Genomic DNA, 17,341 nt, shown 5'->3' on the forward strand with positions numbered 1-17,341 from the left:
ATGGCGAATACAGGTTTCACAGCCAGCGTCGGTCAACAAGCCGCAAGTACGGCGGGCGCGGTCGAGCTTCAGCGGCAGGAAACCCTGCTCAAGACCGGCGCCCTGCAAAACGCCATCTTCAACAGTGCCAATTTTTCAAGCATCGCGACTGACGAAAAGGGTGTGATCCAGATTTTTAACGTCGGGGCTGAGCGCATGCTGGGCTATGCGGCAATTGACGTGCTCAACAAGATCACTCCCGCCGACATCTCCGATCCTCAGGAGGTCATTGCGAGGGCAGCCACGCTAAGCCGTGAACTTTCCACCACGATCACCCCCGGTTTTGAAGCGCTCGTGTTCAAGGCGTCGCGGGGCATCGAAGATATTTATGAGCTGACCTATATCCGCAAGGATGGCAGCCGCTTTCCGGCGATGGTCTCGGTAACAGCCCTGAGGGATGCGCAAGGGGGCATCATCGGCTACCTGCTCATCGGCACTGACAACACGGCGCGCAAGGAAGTGGAAGCTGCCCAGGAGGTCCTGGACCAGCGATTGCGCGATCAGCAGTTCTACACCCGGTCCCTCATCGAATCAAGCATCGACGCCCTGATGATGACCGACCCCCAAGGCATCATTTCGGACGTCAATGAGCAGATGATGACCCTCACCGGCAGAGCCCGGGACGAGCTGATAGGGGCGCCCAGCAAAAATTTCTTCACTGATCCGGCCCGCGCAGAGGCGGCCATTGAGCGCGTGCTGACCGAGGGCAAGGTGAGCAATTACGAACTCACGGTACGCGCCCGGAATGGCGAGGAGACCGTGGTGTCCTACAACGCGGCAACCTTCCACGACCGCAATCACAAGCTGCAAGGCGTGATAGCAGCGGCGCGCGACGTCACCGAGCGCAAACGATTTGAACGGGCGTTGCAAGAGAAAAACCTCGAACTCGAACATGCCAGCAGCATGAAGTCGGAGTTCCTGGCCACCATGTCGCACGAGTTGCGCACGCCGCTCAACGCCATCATCGGGTTTTCAGAGGCACTCAAGGACGGTCTGATGGGCCCCCTGAGCAGCACCCAGCAGGAATACATCGGCGACATTTTTAACGCTGGCCAACATCTGCTGTCGCTGATCAATGACATCCTCGACTTGTCCAAGGTCGAAGCCGGGATGATGGCGCTGGAACTGGACGCTGTGGATCTCCACGCCCTGCTGTTGGCGAGCCTGTCCATCGTCAAGGAAAAGGCGCTGAGCCAGCGCATCGTGCTGGAACTCAAGATTGCCGACGACCTGGGCACCCCCCTGCTGGACATGCGCAAGACCAAGCAGATCGTCTACAACCTGCTGGCCAATGCAGTCAAGTTCAGCCCCAGTGGCGCGCGCGTGACGCTTGGCGCGAAGCGCGTGCCGCGCACCAAGGTGGGCACGTTCCCTGGCCTGTGGCCGATTCACGGTTTCCCGCTGGCGGATAGCGATTTCACCGAGTTTCTGGAGATTTCCGTGTCCGACAGCGGGATTGGCATCTCCCGGGCCAACATGGCCAAGCTGTTTCTGGCTTTCAGTCAAATCGACAGCAGCCTGGCGCGAAAATTTGAAGGCACCGGCCTGGGGCTGGCCATGATCAAGCAACTGGCCGAACTGCATCAGGGCACCGTCGCCGTCGCCAGCAGCGAAGGTGAAGGCGCGCTGTTCGCCGTATGGCTGCCGCTGCGAGAGGGAGCCCCCGCTGATGCCGGCCCGCGACCTGGTGAACATTCGACGCTTCCCGCCCCGGCTCACCGGATGGCACTGGTGATCGAGGACAACGACCTGGCCGCAGACCTCATCCGTCTTTTGCTGGAAGCTGAAGGTTTTACCGTGCTGCGCGCCGCCAGCGCTGAAGAGGCACTGGTGCTGGCGCCCCAGCACCCACTGAGCCTGATCACGCTTGATATCCAGCTGCCAGGCATCGACGGATGGGAATTTCTGGCCCGGATACGCGACAACAGCAGCGTGGCCCATGTGCCTGTGGTCATCATCTCTGGCGTTTCGCACAAGCTGGGCCTGACACACGGCGCGGCCGCGGTTTTGCAGAAGCCGGTTAGCCGGGCCCAACTGAAGACCTCGCTGGCCAACCTGGGCCTGCACCCGACCGATGAGAAAACCTATACGGTTTTGGTGGTGGATGACGATCCCAAGGCGGTGGAGGTCATTGCGGCTTTTCTGCCAACTCCCTCTTATGCCGTGGTGCGCGCGTACGGCGGCGCAGAGGCCATCACGCTGGCTGAACGTATTCGGCCTGACCTGATTTTTCTGGACCTCATGATGCCCGAGGTCAGCGGCTTCGACGTGGTCGATGCGCTGCACCGCAACCGCGAAACCGCGCGCATCCCGATTCTGATTGTCACGGCCAAACAGGTCACCTCAGCGGACCGAATCACGCTGAATAAAGGCGGGAGCAACGTCGTTCACATCGTCGAGAAAGCCGGGCTCGATCAGGCGCATTTTCTCGGTGAAGTCAGACGCGCGCTGCCGCAGATTTAGGAAAGAATTGCCAATGGCGAAGATACTGGTTATTGAAGACAACCCGGCCAACATGAAACTGTGCTGCCTGCTGCTGAGCAATGCGGGTCATGAGGCACTTTGCGCCATGGACGCAGAGGCTGGTCTGACCATGGCGCGCACGGCGCTACCCGATCTTGTCCTGATGGACATTCAGCTGCCGGGCATGGACGGCCTTGCAGCCACTGCCTTGCTTAAACAAGACCCGACCACTGCCGCCATGCCGGTCATTGCGTTGACCGCCATGGCGATGAAGGATGATCAGAAAAAAAGCGAAGTTGCCGGCTGCGACGCCTACATCGCCAAGCCGCTGCGTTATCAGGAGTTGTATGCAGCCATTGACAAGCTGCTCGCCGCAAAAAAACCAGCGGTAGCCCAAAGCGATCTGCCGACCCCATGAACCCGGAGCCAGCCACCATTCTGATCGTCGATGACGAGCCGACAAACTGCAAACTTCTTCAAGCCCTGCTCCAGCCGGAGGGCTACCTCACGATGACTGCGGGCAGCGGTGCGCAGGCAATCGACATGGTGGCAGAAAGCCCGCCCGATTTGATTCTGCTGGACGTCATGATGCCGGAGATGGACGGTTACCAGCTTGCCGCCAAGCTCAAGGCCGACTCCGCAAGCTCAGACATTCCCATCATCATGGTGACGGCGCTAAGCGACCGCAGCGCGCGTCTGGCCGGCCTGGATGCGGGTGCGGAAGAGTTTTTAACCAAGCCGGTAGACCGGGCCGAGCTGAGCTTGCGGGTGCGCAACCTGCTGCGCTTAAAGGAATACGCAAATTTTCTGAAGAACCAAAGCCACGTTCTTGAAGACCAGGTACGCGCGCGCACGATAGATCTACAGCGGTTTCGCACGGCGATGGATGCCACGGCGGACGCCATCTTCCTGACGAGCCGCAAAACCATGCGCTTCGTCGAAGTCAATGCGACCGCTTGCCGGATGTTTGGCTACACCCGAGAGGAAATGTTTGCCATAGACCCGCAGATGCTCAACAACATCAATGAAGAGCGCCTTGCCGCAGTTTATGACGAGGTTATCGCAGGCCACGAGGCCGACACATTACAACTGATGCGCATCGCTCACAAAGATGGATTTTCAGTGCAGGTGGAAATCCAGCGGCAGGCTCATCGCTCCGGGGACGACTGGATCATTGTGAGCGTGGTGCGTGACATCACTGAACGCATGCGGGCGCAAGACGAAATACTGCGCCTTAATCTGGAGCTCGAGGCGCGCGTAGAGCAGCGCACCGAGCAGTTGCAAGTTGCCATTCGGGAGCTGGAAGCTTTTTCATACTCTGCTTCGCACGATTTACGCACCCCGCTTAGCACTATCAATGGATTTTGCAGTTTGCTCGGCAAAGAGCTTGGAGATGCACAGCTAACAGAGCGCAGCAAGCATTACCTCGACCGCATTCGCGTGGGTGCCGGGCAAATGGGCCTGCTGATAGACGCCTTGTTATCGTTGGCGCAGGTTTCTCGCCGCCGCATCAACTGGAGCGAGGTTGATGTCAGCGCCATGGCTCAAGCAATACTGCTGCCATACCAGGAGCTGGAACCGGAACGCGTGCTCAAGCTCGATATTCAGGATGGATTGCATGCACAGGCAGATGCACATTTGCTTCGGTTGGTGCTGGGCAACTTGCTGGGTAATGCATGGAAGTTCAGCAGCAAGAAGCCGCAAACAGACATCCGTTTTTTCGGGGAAACAGGGCCAAACGGCGAGACCATCTACACCTTGCAAGACAAGGGCGCAGGCTTTGACATGGCCTACTACGACAAACTATTTGGTGCTTTCCACCGTCTTCACAGTGTGGAAGAATTTGCAGGCACGGGCGTTGGGCTGGTGACGGTGCACCGCATCATCACGCGCCACGGCGGATGTGTATGGGCAGAGTCGACAGTAGGGCAAGGCGCGAGCTTTCACTTCACGCTGGGCACCCCGCAGGACTGAATCCCTACCCTGCAGCACTCCATGTCGGCCTTCGGGGCACCATCGCTGCTGACCTCACGTCCAGCAGCCCCTCAAGCCCGGCGCGGTCAATGCTCTTTTTTTGATAGCTAGTCGCGCCCGTCATTAAAGGGCCAAAGCGCGATTTGGCTTACATTTTTTGCTCAAAGCTCGTACCATTGCTTTGACTCCCTCCGCCCAAGGGACAGGGCTGACATCAGGCCCGCCCCGATTTTCCGGACCTCATGCTCAAGGTCACCGGCCCTGACGTTGCCGGCGCGCTACACCACCACATCGGAGCGTCGTGTATCCCGATTTGGGGTTACTGACCCCCGCGGACCGGATTAAACTGCACAAAAAAGAGAGCAACGTCGTCCACATCCCCGAGGGGGCCGGGCCGGACCAGGCACTGCATGAAGCCATCGGTGCCCTGCTGACCGCTAAGGCCCCGGACGCAGCTCGGACAACCCAGGAGAGAGGCTAACCATGAAGCGTCCTGCACCCACCGTCCTGATCGTCGACGACGAACCCCAGAACTGCCGATTGCTTGAGGCGTTGCTTCACAACGAGGGCTACCACACCATCTCTGCCGATAGCGGCGCCGACGCAATCAGGCTCGTAGCGATACAGGCGCCCGACCTGATTTTGCTCGACGTCATGATGCCCTCCATGGACGGCTACCAGGTAGCGGCGCAGTTAAAGGCCGACCCGGCGTCGTCAAGCATACCCATCATCATGCTCACGGCGCTTGAGGACCGACAAGCCCGCCTCCAAAGCCTGAAAGCGGGGGTTGAAGAATTTTTGAGCAAACCGGTGGACCAATCCGAGCTCCGCCTGCGGGCCCGCAATCTGTTGCGGCTAAAGGAATACAGCGATTTCCTGCGCGACCACAACCTGTTGCTGGAAGAACAGGTGATGGCGCGTACGGCCGAATTGCGGAAGTCAACCGAGTTGCAACTGAGCGAAGCAGCCCGGCAAGGAGCCATTCTCAATGCGCTGCCGGCGCACATCGCACTGCTGGATCGCAAAGGCATCATCATCTCTGTCAATGGCGCTTGGCAGCAATTTGCTGATGCCAATGTTCTGGTGAGCCCCTCGCACGGCCCTGGCACTGACTACCTGCGGGTTTGCGACGAAGCGCAGAGCGATGAGGACGCGCGGCACGCGGCCCAGGGCATACGCGCCGTTCTCAGGGGAACGCTTCCCAGTTTCTCGCTTGAATATGCTTGCCATTTGCCGCTTGAGCGGCGCTGGTTCATGCTCAGCGTCACGCCTCTGTCGAGCGATCGCGCCGGTGGGGTGATCGTCATGCATCTGGACGTCAGCGAGCGCAAGCAGGCGCAGGAGGACCTGCAGTTGCTCAACGATGGCCTGGAGGAGCGGGTGCGGCGGCGTACCGACCAGTTGCAGGTTGCCAACGAGGAACTGGAGGCTTTTTCGTACTCCGCCTCACACGACTTGCGCACGCCACTGAGCGCCATCGACGGGTACAGCAGCCTGCTCGCCAAGGACATCGGCGCCGGTGGCAGCGAACGCGGCAAGCATTATCTGTCGCGCATCCGTGCCGGCGTGGTGCAGATGGGCGAGTTGATCGACGCACTGCTGTCGCTGGCCCAGCTTTCCCGGAGCAAACTGACCTGGGAAACGGTGGATTTGAGCGCCATGGCAACCGCCGTGCTTGACGACTACTGTGAGCGCGAGCCGCAGCGATCGGTGGCGATCACGGTGGCGCCCGGGATGCGGGCCGAGGGGGACAGCCGGCTGCTGCAGCAGGTGCTGGACAACCTGCTTGGCAATGCCTGGAAGTTCACCAACCAGACCGCACAGGCCCGCATCAACGTCAGCTGCAGCCAGGGCAGCGCCGGAGAAGCGATCTACACAATCCAGGACAACGGCGCAGGGTTTGACATGGCTTATTCGGACAAGCTGTTTGGCGCCTTCCAGCGCCTGCATACCAACGCCGAGTTTGCCGGTACCGGCATTGGCCTGGCCACCGTGCACCGCATCATCTCCCATCACGGCGGACGCATCTGGGCAGAGTCAGCGCCCGACGCTGGATCGAGCTTTCACTTCACGCTGGGCAAGCCGAAGGACTGAAGGCACACGGATTCAGCAAACACGTTTAGGCGCGTCAGGGCACAATCGCGGCTGGCCTCTGCTTGCGGCTGCTGCAGCCTGAAAGCGGTGCAGCTATTTGCTCTTTTTTTAATAGCTATCTCCGCCCGCGGATAAAGGGCCAGAGCACGATTTGACATGTATTTTTGAGTGAAGACCCCACCTGATGCCCCGCGTCCTCTACCTCTTCGCCCTGTGCAACCTTGTCATCGGCAGCGGCGCTTTTGTACTGGGCGGCATTCTGGTGCCGCTGAGCGAGTCACTTCAGATCAGCCTGGCCGCAGCCGGCCAGGTGATGACCGCCTATGCGGTGTCCACGGCGCTGCTGGCCCCGGTGCTGATCGTTGCCACGGCCCGCTGGCCGCGCAAACGCGCTATCCAGCTTGCGCTTGCGCTCTTTTCCACCGGCTGTCTGGTCTGCGCTTTGTCCGGCAACCTTGCGGTACTGCTGCTGGGTCGTGTATTGATGGGAGCCGGTGCGATGTTTACCGCCGCGGCTTCAGCTCTGGCTGTGAGCCTGGTGGCGCCGGCCCTGCGAGGCCGCGCCCTGTCCATTACCTTTCTGGGCATGAGCATCAGCTACGCGGTCGGTGTGCCGGTGGGTGCCTGGCTGGGCTTTGAGTACGGCTGGCGCGTGCCGGTCTGGTTATCGGCGGGCGCCGGCCTGCTGGCCTTGATTGCGGCGAGCTGGCTGGTACCGCCCAACATGGCCACGGCGGGCGCCAGCTTTGCCGGCTTTGGCGCGGCAGCAAGGCAAGGCGCGGTGCTGCGCACCTGGCTGCGAACGCTGCTTTATTTTGTGGCCATCTTCAGCGTGTTTGCATACATCGGCCCCGTGCTGCAGGCGCTCAACGCCATGAGCCCGACGCAGTTGTCCATCACCCTGGCGGTCTTCGGGGTGGCGGGTGTGGTGGGCACGGTTTCGGGTGGCTGGGCCAATGACCGCTTTGGCTCGCTGCCGTCCATGCGCGTGCAAATGTCCGTGCTGGTTGCAACCATGGCGATACTGCCACTCACACGCGGCCACCTCTACGCCACGCTCGCCACGCTGGTGGTTTGGGGCATTGCCGGCTTTGGCATGATGGCACCGCAACAAAGTCGCCTGGCCAGCCTGGCGCCAGCCCACGCGCCGCTGCTTCTCAGTTTGAACGGCTCCATGTTGTACGCAGGGACGGCGCTCGGCGCGGTCATCAGTGGGTCCATGCTGGGCCACATCCATTTGTCGCAGCTGGGCTGGGTAGGTGTGCCATTCGGTCTGCTGGCGCTGCTCACGCTCGCTTTTGAGCCCGCGCAAGTCAAGCCCGTTTCCATCGCGGGTGACAAATCGTGATGGCCCCCGGACACGACGCCTAGACGTGGCGTTTTCGGGCAGCTTTGGCCGGCGGCTTTGATCCCTGCGCATCGGCCAGCTCGTGCAGCGCTTCAATGATGTGGCAATGGGCATCGCAGCCATCGCAGCGCTCCCGAAGGGCCTTGAGGTCTTTCTCCAGTGCTTTAAGTTCTGCCAGCCGCTCGCGCACGTGGCCCAGGTGGCCGTCCAGCGAGCTGCGCGCCTTGGCGCAATCTTCTTTCTTGTTCAAATCCAGCCCCAGCAGGGTACGGACCTCTTCCAGCGACATGTCCATGGCGCGGCACAGTCGGATAAAGCGCAGCTGGTGAACATCGCCGTCGCTATACAAACGATAGCTGTTGTCGCCCCGTCCTTGAGGGCTGAGCAAGAGTTCCTTCTCATAAAACCGGATGTTGGCGGGGCTGACACCGCTTTGCCGCGCGGCCTCGCCGATTTGATACCCCTGCGAGGTGGAGGGATTTGGTAACTGCATCGCTTGACCTTAAAGTGACTTGAGGGTTTCCAATCATGCCATCAACACGGAGAACCTGCATGCACCCTGCCAACTCATCACTCACCGCCAGCACCCCTTTGCTGGACTACAACCACCCCACGCTTCGAGCGCTGATTGCCAAACGTGGCTGGATGGCGCTGGACGAGCACCAGCGCATTGGCAGCATTTACGACTTTGTGCGCAACGAGATTGCCTTTGGCTACAACGAGGCGGACACCCTGCCTGCATCACGCGTACTGGCAGACGGCATTGGCCAATGCAACACCAAGGCCACGTTGTTCATGGCCCTGCTGCGCGCCACCGGCATTGCCTGCCGCTTCCACGGCTTTACCATCGACAAGGCCCTGCAAAAGGGCGCCATTACTGGAGTGGCTTATGCACTGGCACCGCGCAATATCATCCATAGTTGGGTTGAGGCGGAGCTGCAAGGCCGCTGGATCAATCTGGAGGGTTTTATTCTGGATACGACCTATCTCACAAGTCTGCAAGGACTGTTTCCCGACGCAAAGGCCTTTTGCGGCTACGGTGCTGCCACCCCGAACCTGCAGTCACCGGCCGTGGAGTGGCGCGGGGCAGACACCTATATTCAGAAAGACGGTATCAACCGCGACTTTGGCGTGTTTGCCAACCCCGACTCTTTTTACGCCCAACATGGCGAAAACCTCAGCGGTTTGAAACGCTGGCTATACAAGCACGTCATCCGCCACTGGATGAATCGCAATGTTGAGCGCATTCGCAGCGCCCCGCGGCAGACCCATGCCGCTGATGCGACCGTGCCACAAGGAGGTCGCTGATGTCTGCAAGTTGCCAAAGCCATTGCCACGACGATGCGGCCAACACAGCCGCGCTGCAGTCACCACGTTACAGGCGCATCCTGTGGTTTGCGCTCGTCATCAACTTCGCCATGTTCGCCATCGAGATCGGGGCGGGTGTGCAATCAGGCTCGGCCTCCCTGCTGGCAGATGCGATTGATTTTCTGGGCGATGGCGCGAACTATGCCGTCTCGCTGCTGGTGCTGTCCATGGCGCTGACCTGGCGCGCACGGGCCGCCTTGCTCAAAGGCGCGAGCATGCTGCTGTTTGGATTGTTCGTTGCCGGACGCACTGCATGGGGGTTGTTGCACGGCGTTCCGCCTGAAGCCATCACCATGGGCGTGGTCGGTGCGCTGGCATTGACGGCGAACCTGGTTGTTGCATGGATGTTGTACGCCTACCGCGAAGGCGACGCCAACATGCGCAGCGTGTGGCTGTGTACCCGCAACGACGCCATCGGCAATGTGGCGGTGATGCTGGCCGCGCTGGGCGTTCTGGGCACGGGCAGCGCCCTGCCTGATCTAGCGGTGGCTGCGGTGATGGCAGGTTTGGCGATCTGGGGCGGCTGGAGCGTGGTGCAGCAAGCCCGCCAGGAATTGCGGTGGGAGGGTAGCCGGTGACACAGGTTTACACGCCCTTTATTTGAACTAATCCGGTTCACGCCTATCATTCAACCATGCGCATTTTCATCCTCGCCCTCATGATCGCCCTGCTGCCCGTACGCGGCTGGGTGGGTGATGCCATGGCGACCAGCATGGCGGCGGGTCACGCGCAGCAAGTAGCTACCAAAAAAATAGCAAAGAATCTTGATGAATCAAGGGCAGAGGCCCGATTTGATCATCATGCCGCAATGGGAGGCGGTGCACAGGACGCCTCCGACTGCGCCGGTCATGTGCCGACCGACGTCACTGCAGAAGCTGACACAAACTGTGAATCCTGCTCTGCTTGCCAGGCCTGTCACACCGTGGCGCTGTCGCCCGCAACGCCTGATTCCGGAACCGTGTTCCACGCTTTCGAGCTGATCCCTGCGGCCAGCCATTCTTTTGCCAGTGCGGACGCCGCACTGGGCCAAAAACCACCCATTTCCTGATCTCCAGGCCCAAGCTGGGTCTGTACTTGCCGTCCGGCCCCGTCTTCACGGACCCTGCATCACATTGATGCCCGGATACCGCGATTTTTTTAATCGCATCGCACGTCGTTCAGGAGATTCTGGTGACCATTCGTTTTATTTCGCGGCAATTGCCATGGCAGGCTTTAGTGCTTTTGTCCGTGGGCGCAAGCTTTGCCAACGCCCAGGCCCCGGCCCCCGCAGCGCCTGCAGCAGCACCCGCTCCCTATCGCTCATCGTTTGACGGCTACCAGCCCTACACCGACGAAAAAGCCGTCAACTGGAAAGAAGCCAATGACGAGGTGGGCCGCATCGGTGGATGGCGTGCATACGCCAAGGAAGCGCAAGGACCGGCAGCGCAAGGCACGCCAGCGGCAGGCACAGCGGCCGATCCGCATGCCGGACACGGCAAACCTGCGCAGGTCAAACCATGAGCCGCGTTTTCCGACTGGGCACTGCTGCGGCGGCCGCACTTCTGTTTACAGCTTGCGCCTCCGTCGACTTTGACCAGGCGGTGCGGGACACGAACGACAGCACCGGCACCTTCACCAATGGCAAGCTGGAACTCAGCCGCAGCTCTGAACAACAACAGGCACGCAGCGAGCTGAGCAGCGAACTGCTGGCCAAACCCTTGAGCCAGGACGATGCCGTGCAACTGGCGCTGGCCAACAGCCCGGCGGTGCAAGCCCTTTTAGCGCAGAGCTGGTCCGATCAGGCGTCAGCCAATCAGCTGGGGCGTATTGCCAACCCGGTCTTCACATTTGAACGCGTACGATCCGGCAACGAACTCGATATCGGGCGTATGTTGTCGTTTGGTCTGCTGGACCTGCTGACACTGCCGCAACGCCAGGTGATTTCACGCGGCCAGCTCGCGCAAGCCCGGATCCAGCTCAGTGCCAGCGTGGTCGATCAGGTGACCCAGGTGCGCCAGTCCTGGGTACGCGCAGTGGGTGCACAGCAGAGCTTGCAATATGCCCGGCAAGTGGCAGCTGCCGCGCAAGCCAGCGCCGAGCTTGCCCGCCGCATGCAGCAGGTGGGCAATTTCACCAAGCTGCAGCGGGCCCGCCAGCAGGCTTTTTATGCGGACAGTACGGCGCAACTGGCGTCTGCCCAGCATGCCGGCACCGCCACCCGGGAGGAGTTGATCCGCCAGCTTGGCCTGACCGACGCGCAAGCTGCCGAACTGAAGCTTCCCGAGCGCCTGCCCGATTTACCAAAAGAGCCGCGTCAGGCCCGTGTGATCACCAGCAGCGCCATGCAGCAACGCCTCGATGTGCAAATGGCGCGCAGCCAACTCGACCTGGCTGGCAAATCCCAGGGTTTGAGCCTGCTTAACAGTCTGGTTGATGTGGAGCTGGGCATCATCCGCAACACAACGTTTGAGAACAATGCGCAGGGTCACAGGACAACAGCCAGAGGTTATGAGCTGGGCATTCGCCTGCCGATCTTCGACTGGGGTTCGGCCCAGCGCGGGAGCATGAACGCGCAATCGCTGGCAGCCGCAAACCGCTATGAAAGCACTGTACGCAGCGCGTCATCGCAGTTGCGGGAAAGTTATTCAGCCTACCGCACGGCCCATGACGTTGCCCGGCATTACCGCGACGAGATTGTGCCGCTGCGCAAAACCATGTCCGAAGAAAACCTGCTGCGCTACAACGGCATGCTGATTGGCGTGTTCGAGCTGCTGGCTGACACGCGGGACCAGATCACCAGCGTGATGACTGCCATCAATTCCTACCAGCAATTCTGGCTGGCTGACGCGGCTCTGTCCGCTTCAGTCATTGGCAAGCCTGGTGCCGTGGTGTCCCTACCCACGGCCGCTGCCGCTGGCGCAACAGACGCCCCGCACTGACGCACACGCATCAACCAATCAAAAGAACAGCCATGACAAATAGAAGAAACTTTCTAACAGGCGCGGGAGCCATCACAACTGCGGTGGCCGCTGCTGCGGTGAGCAAGGTGGCCATGGCCGCCCTGCCCGAGCCCATGATCCAGACCAAGCCCGACACCATGGCGCCACTGGTGCCCAACACGGGCCGCCCTTACAACCCGGTGGTCACGCTCAACGGCTGGACGCTGCCCTGGCGTATGAACCAGGGCGTGAAGGAGTTCCATCTGGTGGCAGAACCGGTGGTGCGCGAAATGTCGTCTGGCTTCAAGGCGCACCTGTGGGGCTACAACGGCCAGTCGCCCGGCCCCACCATCGAAGTGGTGGAAGGCGACAGGGTGCGCATTTTTGTCACCAACAAATTGCCAGAGCACACCAGCGTGCACTGGCACGGCCAGCGCCTGCCCAACGGCATGGACGGCGTCTCGGGGCTAACGCAAAAGGCAATCCCGGTTGGCAAGACCTTTGTTTATGAGTTTGTGGCGCGGCGCCCGGGCACTTTCATGTACCACCCGCATGCCGACGAAATGACCCAGATGGCCATGGGCATGATGGGTTTCTGGATCACCCATCCCAAAGCCAAACATCCGCTGATTGATGAAGTGGACCGCGACTTTGTCTTTCTGCTGAACGCCTACGACATCGACCCGGGTGCCTACACACCCAAGATCATGACCATGCTGGACTTCAACATCTGGAGCTGGAACAGCCGGGTGTTTCCGGGCATAGACCCGCTGGTGGTGCGCAAGAATGACAAGGTGCGCATACGCATGGGCAACCTGACCATGACCAATCACCCCATTCACCTGCACGGCCATGAGTTTCTGGTCACAGGGACCGATGGGGGACCGACACCCAAATCAACGCGCTGGTACGAAGTGACCACGGATGTGGCAGTGGGCCAGATGCGGCAGATTGAATTTCTGGCCGACGAAGAAGGCGACTGGGCCTTTCATTGCCACAAGAGCCACCACACCATGAACGCCATGGGCCACGACGTGCCCACCATGATCGGGGTTGACCATCGCAAGATCGTGCGCGACATCACCAACGTCATTCCCGACTACATGGTGATGGGCGAGCGGGGAATGGCCGACATGGCCGAGATGGAAATGCCGCTGCCAGACAACACCGCGCCCATGATGACCGGAGCCGGACCATTCGGCTCTGTGGAAATGGGTGGCATGTTTTCAGTGGTGAAGGTGCGCAAAAACCAGAAACCCGGCGACTACAAAGACCCCGGTTGGTACAAACACCCTGCGGGCGAGGTGGCCTACGAATGGACGGGTGCCACACCTAACCCGGCGCGTTTTGCCGCCCAGGGCGGCAAGTCCATGCCGGTGCAAAACATGCCAGCCAAAGAAGTTGAAGTCCAGGTCCGCAAACCCGTCAAGGGTGGCGCGGGCGGGATGGACCACACAAAGCATTGAATATTCACACAAGGAACATCATGTCAAACAAATTTGCTCTTAAATTGATAGCTGCTTGCGCCCTGGCGACGGGGACGACTGGCCTTTTTGCTCAACATGTACATGGCGCCGCTGACAACCCCTACGCCGGTCAGCAGACCCGCGACATCAAGGCCCTGTCAAGCACGCAAACCGAAGATCTGCTGGCCGGCAAGGGCATGGAACAGGCGCGGGCAGCCGAACTCAATGGTTACCCCGGCCCCATGCACACGCTGGAGTTGGGACAACAGCTGGAACTGACGGCGACGCAAAGAGCCGCGAGCGAGCAACTGATGCTCAAACACAAAGCTGAGGCCAGAGCGCTGGGTGAACAACTGGTAGAGGCCGAGCGCGAGCTGGACAAAGCCTTTGCGGCGCGGCGTATTGATGATGCACAACTTGCGGCACAGACGCTGCGCATCGGTCAGCTTCAGGCTGCGCTACGCAACTCACACCTGCAAACTCATTTGCAGCAAACCCGTTTGCTGACACCCCACCAGATCAAGCACTACGCCCAGCTGCGCGGTTATGCCGGCTCGGCCGGCGCTTCATCCACTTCCAAACACCAGCACTGACTCAGGAATGACCTTCATGAAAAAACTGATTTCCATTGTTTTACTGTCGCTTGCCGCTAGCGCCAGCACCCTCGCCTTGGCCCACACTGAAAAGGCACACGACAAAAAAGCTGCGCCTGCAAAAAAGGAGCAAAAGGAATGGGGCATCGCGGGCGATGCAAAGGCAGTCCAGCGGACTGTAACCCTGACCATGACAGACAACATGCGCTTTACGCCCGACAAGCTGACATTCAAACAGGGTGAAACCGTACGTTTTGTCATCCAGAACAAGGGCAAGCTCTTGCATGAACTGGTGATTGGCACCAAAAAAGAGCTTGATGAACACGCCGCACTGATGGTGAAGTTTCCGGGCATGGAGCACGACGAGCCCTACATGGCCCACGTGGCTGCCGGCAAAGCAGGCGGCCTTATCTGGACCTTTAACCGCGTTGGTGAATTCGACTTTGCCTGCCTGATTGCAGGCCATTACCAGGCTGGCATGGTCGGCAAGATCAGCGTCCTCGCACGATAAACATCACAAGGAGTCCTCCATGCAAAGACGACAAATCATTCAAACAGCAGTTGGCGTGGCAAGCGCAGCCTTCTTCACGCCCATGGTGATGGCCAAGCCAAAACCACAAGTTGAAGTCTGGAAAGATGCAGGCTGCGGCTGCTGCAAAGACTGGATAAAACACCTGGAAGCCGAAGGTTTTCAGGTCAAAGCACACGATGGCGGCAATGCAGAAGCTCGCACCCGCCTCCGCATGCCCGAGAAGATGGGTTCATGCCATACCGCACTGGTAGGTGGCTACGCCATCGAGGGCCATGTGCCCGCCAAAGAAATACACCGCCTTCTCAAAGAGCGACCCAAAGCCATTGGCCTGGCCGTTCCCGGCATGCCCATCGGGTCGCCCGGCATGGATGGCTCGATTTACGAAGCGCGCAAGGACGCCTACGACGTCCTACTGGTTCTTGAAGACGGCAAGACGCGCAGCTATCAGTCCTACCCATCAAAACCTTCTATCAAATCCTGAAAGAAATCCCATGAAAAAACTTAAAACCCTTCTGATTCTCTCAACCCTGACAGCTGGCGCGGCCTCTGTTTATGCGGCGTCTCATGCCGGCGCGCCCACAGCCACCGATGCCAAAAAGGACAGCGCCGCGGCGACGGCATCTGCTGACATGGCAGAGGGCGAAGTCCGAAAAGTGGACAAGGACACCAAGAAAATCACCATCAAGCACGGCGTCATCAAAAGCATGGACATGCCCGCCATGACCATGGTGTTTCAGGTCAAAGACGCGGCCTTGCTGGACAAAGTGAAAGCCGGCGACAAGATCCGCTTCAGCGCGGGGCAAACCTCAGGCGCGATTGTGGTGACAGAAATTCAGGCGAAGTAATTACCCTGCGCCGGCTACTTGCTGCCCGGCGCCGAGGGGAGGCGGTCCATCATCATTTGCATCATGGCCTGCATCATCTCCATGCGTTTCTCCATGGTCTGGTGGTGCATGGCCATGTCGCCCTTCATGCCACCCATGCCACCATGGGCCATGCCATTCATCATGGCCATGCCTTCCCGCATCGTCTTTGCGTGCTCGGCCATCAGGGCTGCACGTTCTTCGGGAGTTTTGGTTGCGGCCATCCGCTCATGCATCAGGCGCATGGCCTTCGTATGGGCCTCCATGCGCATGACATTGGCACCGTCTTTTGCGCCATCGGCCCGTGCCGGGCTGGATGCGGTGCTTGCGGGGTAATGCCCCGCGTGTGGGTCGCGCTGAGTCGCGCATCCGGACAAGCTGAGCGCGACGAGGGCCAGAACGAGAAGATGGGGCGTTTTCATAAGAAGCTCCTGGTGGATTTGAAAATTTGCCCAACGTTGGGCTGTCGCTGGCAGAGAACTGGATAACGCAAATGCCGCTGCCCGCGGGGATCGGCCTTGAAAGAGGGGAAGACGTTTCCGGCTCATCTGCTGGCACTCACGCGGCCGCCTGCTGGGGGGTACCGGTAAATGGTGTCATTGAGGTATCGCGTGACCTCGACAATATCGGTATCCGTCCACTGCAAACCGGCATTGCCCTGCCAGCGACCCACCTGGAATTTCAGGCTATCCCAGTCATGGGCAAGCTTCTTGTCGCGCCAATGCATCTGGGTCGTGTGACAAGCGATGCAATGGGTGGTGTACAGCAACTCCCCACGCGCTGGAGGGGCCTGCTGGGCGCCCGACATGGCACTGGCTCCCATCAAGGTCATAAACAACACAATTAGGCGCGTGGAAGTCATGAGGGGCTTTCGTTGAGACCTGGGAAGCCGGATCGAACCGGTGCACGCCTGGGTCGTCGGAGTTGACCTGCCCGAGCTCAGGTCTATCGGTCCAGTATGAAAGCTTCCTCCGCCGCGATGTTGACGAAGATCAATTCATCACACAGCATCGCAAAGCGATGCGAGTGCCGTGCCAAGGCTCGCCCGCCCGTGACCAGGAAAGATCAGCGACGTAAAGCGCGGGGATCGCGCTCATGGATGGTTTGGCAAGCGGTGCAAAAGCGCGTGGCAGCCAAGGCCATCAGGCGGCCCAGATCAATCGCCTCGCCGCAGTCTGCACAGTTGCCATAACTGTGATCAGCCAGACGGCGTTGCGCGGCCAATACATCTTCCAGTTCACGCGCTGCATGTTCAGCGGTGACGTCCTCTACGGTGGCCAATGACTGCGTAGCCGCAACGTCCTTGAAGTCGACAACACCATGCGTCGCCGCCTCACTGTCCTCCCGCATGAGATTGTTCGCAGACTCAAGCACATGGCGCAGTTCGGCTTCTCTTTGGGCCAGCCGCTTTGTGAATGAGGGCTCCATGCCCGCGCTGAATGTGTTCATAGGAAACCTCAATGGTGTTGACCCATTTTTGGGCCCTCACCCGCAAAAGACTTTGATCTGGCTCAAACTCTGGCGTTTGCGCGGCGCCGGTCATCAACCCGTGTCCATATCGACATCCGGAAAAACAGGTTCGAAGTCATGGCATCCATGAGCCCTCAATCGACCTGTGCATCCAGCGGATGCGGCCTACACCCGACCCGCAAAGGCGCTGACGCCCTGCCGATTGGCAAGCAG

At 59.9% G+C, this 17,341-nt stretch carries 19 protein-coding genes; 15 read left to right on the forward strand and 4 right to left on the reverse strand.

Going from position 1 to position 17,341, the window contains the following annotated elements:
* The 5 genes from VE934_RS06630 to VE934_RS06650 all read left to right on the forward strand — a co-directional run bounded on the left by VE934_RS06630 (position 1) and on the right by VE934_RS06650 (position 7,918).
* Positions 1-2,502 carry a response regulator gene (locus VE934_RS06630; RefSeq protein ID WP_324885594.1) on the forward strand — a complete coding sequence of 834 codons (2,502 nt, stop codon included), beginning with the start codon at positions 1-3 and terminating at the stop codon, positions 2,500-2,502.
* Between the two features lie 13 nt (positions 2,503-2,515).
* Positions 2,516-2,920 carry a response regulator gene (locus VE934_RS06635; RefSeq protein ID WP_324885596.1) on the forward strand — a complete coding sequence of 135 codons (405 nt, stop codon included), beginning with the start codon at positions 2,516-2,518 and terminating at the stop codon, positions 2,918-2,920.
* Complete coding sequence (locus tag VE934_RS06640) at positions 2,917-4,476, forward strand: sensor histidine kinase (RefSeq protein ID WP_324885598.1); 1,560 nt, start codon at positions 2,917-2,919, stop codon at positions 4,474-4,476. Before VE934_RS06635 ends, VE934_RS06640 begins: the two co-directional genes overlap by 4 nt.
* 483 nt (positions 4,477-4,959) lie before the next feature.
* A complete protein-coding gene (locus VE934_RS06645; RefSeq protein ID WP_324885600.1) occupies positions 4,960-6,570 on the forward strand; it encodes a response regulator in 1,611 nt (536 codons plus the stop codon).
* Between the two features lie 184 nt (positions 6,571-6,754).
* Positions 6,755-7,918, forward strand: a complete 1,164-nt coding sequence (locus VE934_RS06650) for an MFS transporter (protein WP_324885602.1) — start codon at positions 6,755-6,757, stop codon at positions 7,916-7,918.
* 19 nt (positions 7,919-7,937) lie between these two features.
* On the opposite strand, the gene VE934_RS06655 is transcribed toward VE934_RS06650, so the two are convergent.
* The gene (locus tag VE934_RS06655) at positions 7,938-8,411 is read right to left on the reverse strand and encodes a Cd(II)/Pb(II)-responsive transcriptional regulator (protein WP_324885605.1); all 474 of its coding nucleotides are present in this window, start codon (positions 8,409-8,411) and stop codon (positions 7,938-7,940) included.
* Positions 8,412-8,470: 59 nt separating this feature from the next.
* Between VE934_RS06655 and VE934_RS06660 the strand changes: the two genes are divergently transcribed.
* From VE934_RS06660 to VE934_RS06705, 10 genes are all read left to right on the forward strand, one after another.
* Positions 8,471-9,226, forward strand: a complete 756-nt coding sequence (locus VE934_RS06660; RefSeq protein ID WP_324885606.1) for a transglutaminase family protein — start codon at positions 8,471-8,473, stop codon at positions 9,224-9,226.
* The gene (locus VE934_RS06665; RefSeq protein ID WP_324885607.1) at positions 9,226-9,864 is read left to right on the forward strand and encodes a cation transporter; all 639 of its coding nucleotides are present in this window, start codon (positions 9,226-9,228) and stop codon (positions 9,862-9,864) included. Before VE934_RS06660 ends, VE934_RS06665 begins: the two co-directional genes overlap by 1 nt.
* Positions 9,865-9,920: 56 nt before the next feature.
* The gene (locus VE934_RS06670; RefSeq protein ID WP_324885609.1) at positions 9,921-10,334 is read left to right on the forward strand and encodes a hypothetical protein; all 414 of its coding nucleotides are present in this window, start codon (positions 9,921-9,923) and stop codon (positions 10,332-10,334) included.
* 122 nt (positions 10,335-10,456) lie between these two features.
* A complete protein-coding gene (locus VE934_RS06675) occupies positions 10,457-10,786 on the forward strand; it encodes a hypothetical protein (RefSeq protein ID WP_324885611.1) in 330 nt (109 codons plus the stop codon).
* Positions 10,783-12,204, forward strand: a complete 1,422-nt coding sequence (locus VE934_RS06680) for a TolC family protein (RefSeq protein ID WP_324885613.1) — start codon at positions 10,783-10,785, stop codon at positions 12,202-12,204. The genes VE934_RS06675 and VE934_RS06680 overlap by 4 nt, the downstream gene beginning before the upstream one ends.
* Before the next feature lie 32 nt (positions 12,205-12,236).
* Positions 12,237-13,670: a copper oxidase gene (locus tag VE934_RS06685; RefSeq protein ID WP_324885615.1), complete on the forward strand. Its 1,434-nt coding sequence runs from the start codon at positions 12,237-12,239 to the stop codon at positions 13,668-13,670.
* Positions 13,671-13,690: 20 nt separating this feature from the next.
* Positions 13,691-14,263, forward strand: coding sequence for a Spy/CpxP family protein refolding chaperone (locus VE934_RS06690; RefSeq protein WP_324885616.1), 573 nt, complete (start codon positions 13,691-13,693; stop codon positions 14,261-14,263).
* Between the two features lie 16 nt (positions 14,264-14,279).
* Positions 14,280-14,774, forward strand: coding sequence for a cupredoxin family protein (locus tag VE934_RS06695; protein WP_324885618.1), 495 nt, complete (start codon positions 14,280-14,282; stop codon positions 14,772-14,774).
* Between the two features lie 19 nt (positions 14,775-14,793).
* The gene (locus VE934_RS06700) at positions 14,794-15,276 is read left to right on the forward strand and encodes a DUF411 domain-containing protein (RefSeq protein WP_324885620.1); all 483 of its coding nucleotides are present in this window, start codon (positions 14,794-14,796) and stop codon (positions 15,274-15,276) included.
* 10 nt (positions 15,277-15,286) lie between these two features.
* The gene (locus VE934_RS06705; RefSeq protein ID WP_324885622.1) at positions 15,287-15,640 is read left to right on the forward strand and encodes a copper-binding protein; all 354 of its coding nucleotides are present in this window, start codon (positions 15,287-15,289) and stop codon (positions 15,638-15,640) included.
* Positions 15,641-15,654: 14 nt separating this feature from the next.
* Here the strand turns inward: VE934_RS06705 and VE934_RS06710 are convergent, their stop codons facing one another.
* From VE934_RS06710 to VE934_RS06720, 3 genes are all read right to left on the reverse strand, one after another.
* Positions 15,655-16,080, reverse strand: coding sequence for a hypothetical protein (locus VE934_RS06710; protein ID WP_324885624.1), 426 nt, complete (start codon positions 16,078-16,080; stop codon positions 15,655-15,657).
* Between the two features lie 122 nt (positions 16,081-16,202).
* Positions 16,203-16,520 carry a cytochrome C gene (locus VE934_RS06715; RefSeq protein WP_324885626.1) on the reverse strand — a complete coding sequence of 106 codons (318 nt, stop codon included), beginning with the start codon at positions 16,518-16,520 and terminating at the stop codon, positions 16,203-16,205.
* A gap of 203 nt (positions 16,521-16,723) precedes the next feature.
* Entirely contained in the window at positions 16,724-17,107 is a 384-nt protein-coding gene (locus VE934_RS06720) for a TraR/DksA family transcriptional regulator (RefSeq protein ID WP_324885628.1), read from the reverse strand.
* Positions 17,108-17,341: the final 234 nt, after the last annotated feature.

Origin of the sequence: Polaromonas sp. (assembly GCF_035638815.1) — a bacterium.
Classification (GTDB): Bacteria; Pseudomonadota; Gammaproteobacteria; order Burkholderiales; family Burkholderiaceae_C; genus Polaromonas.

Excerpts from the sequence above, each read along its gene's own strand:
- VE934_RS06630 (WP_324885594.1), top strand. The coding sequence starts at position 1 with ATGGCGAATACAGGTTTCACAGCCAGCGTCGGTCAACAAGCCGCAAGT.
- VE934_RS06635 (WP_324885596.1), top strand. The coding sequence starts at position 2,516 with ATGGCGAAGATACTGGTTATTGAAGACAACCCGGCCAACATGAAACTG.
- VE934_RS06640 (WP_324885598.1), top strand. The coding sequence starts at position 2,917 with ATGAACCCGGAGCCAGCCACCATTCTGATCGTCGATGACGAGCCGACA.
- VE934_RS06645 (WP_324885600.1), top strand. The coding sequence starts at position 4,960 with ATGAAGCGTCCTGCACCCACCGTCCTGATCGTCGACGACGAACCCCAG.
- VE934_RS06650 (WP_324885602.1), top strand. The coding sequence starts at position 6,755 with ATGCCCCGCGTCCTCTACCTCTTCGCCCTGTGCAACCTTGTCATCGGC.
- VE934_RS06655 (WP_324885605.1), bottom strand. The coding sequence starts at position 8,411 with ATGCAGTTACCAAATCCCTCCACCTCGCAGGGGTATCAAATCGGCGAG.
- VE934_RS06660 (WP_324885606.1), top strand. The coding sequence starts at position 8,471 with ATGCACCCTGCCAACTCATCACTCACCGCCAGCACCCCTTTGCTGGAC.
- VE934_RS06665 (WP_324885607.1), top strand. The coding sequence starts at position 9,226 with ATGTCTGCAAGTTGCCAAAGCCATTGCCACGACGATGCGGCCAACACA.
- VE934_RS06670 (WP_324885609.1), top strand. The coding sequence starts at position 9,921 with ATGCGCATTTTCATCCTCGCCCTCATGATCGCCCTGCTGCCCGTACGC.
- VE934_RS06680 (WP_324885613.1), top strand. The coding sequence starts at position 10,783 with ATGAGCCGCGTTTTCCGACTGGGCACTGCTGCGGCGGCCGCACTTCTG.
- VE934_RS06685 (WP_324885615.1), top strand. The coding sequence starts at position 12,237 with ATGACAAATAGAAGAAACTTTCTAACAGGCGCGGGAGCCATCACAACT.
- VE934_RS06690 (WP_324885616.1), top strand. The coding sequence starts at position 13,691 with ATGTCAAACAAATTTGCTCTTAAATTGATAGCTGCTTGCGCCCTGGCG.
- VE934_RS06695 (WP_324885618.1), top strand. The coding sequence starts at position 14,280 with ATGAAAAAACTGATTTCCATTGTTTTACTGTCGCTTGCCGCTAGCGCC.
- VE934_RS06700 (WP_324885620.1), top strand. The coding sequence starts at position 14,794 with ATGCAAAGACGACAAATCATTCAAACAGCAGTTGGCGTGGCAAGCGCA.
- VE934_RS06705 (WP_324885622.1), top strand. The coding sequence starts at position 15,287 with ATGAAAAAACTTAAAACCCTTCTGATTCTCTCAACCCTGACAGCTGGC.
- VE934_RS06710 (WP_324885624.1), bottom strand. The coding sequence starts at position 16,080 with ATGAAAACGCCCCATCTTCTCGTTCTGGCCCTCGTCGCGCTCAGCTTG.
- VE934_RS06715 (WP_324885626.1), bottom strand. The coding sequence starts at position 16,520 with ATGACTTCCACGCGCCTAATTGTGTTGTTTATGACCTTGATGGGAGCC.
- VE934_RS06720 (WP_324885628.1), bottom strand. The coding sequence starts at position 17,107 with ATGAACACATTCAGCGCGGGCATGGAGCCCTCATTCACAAAGCGGCTG.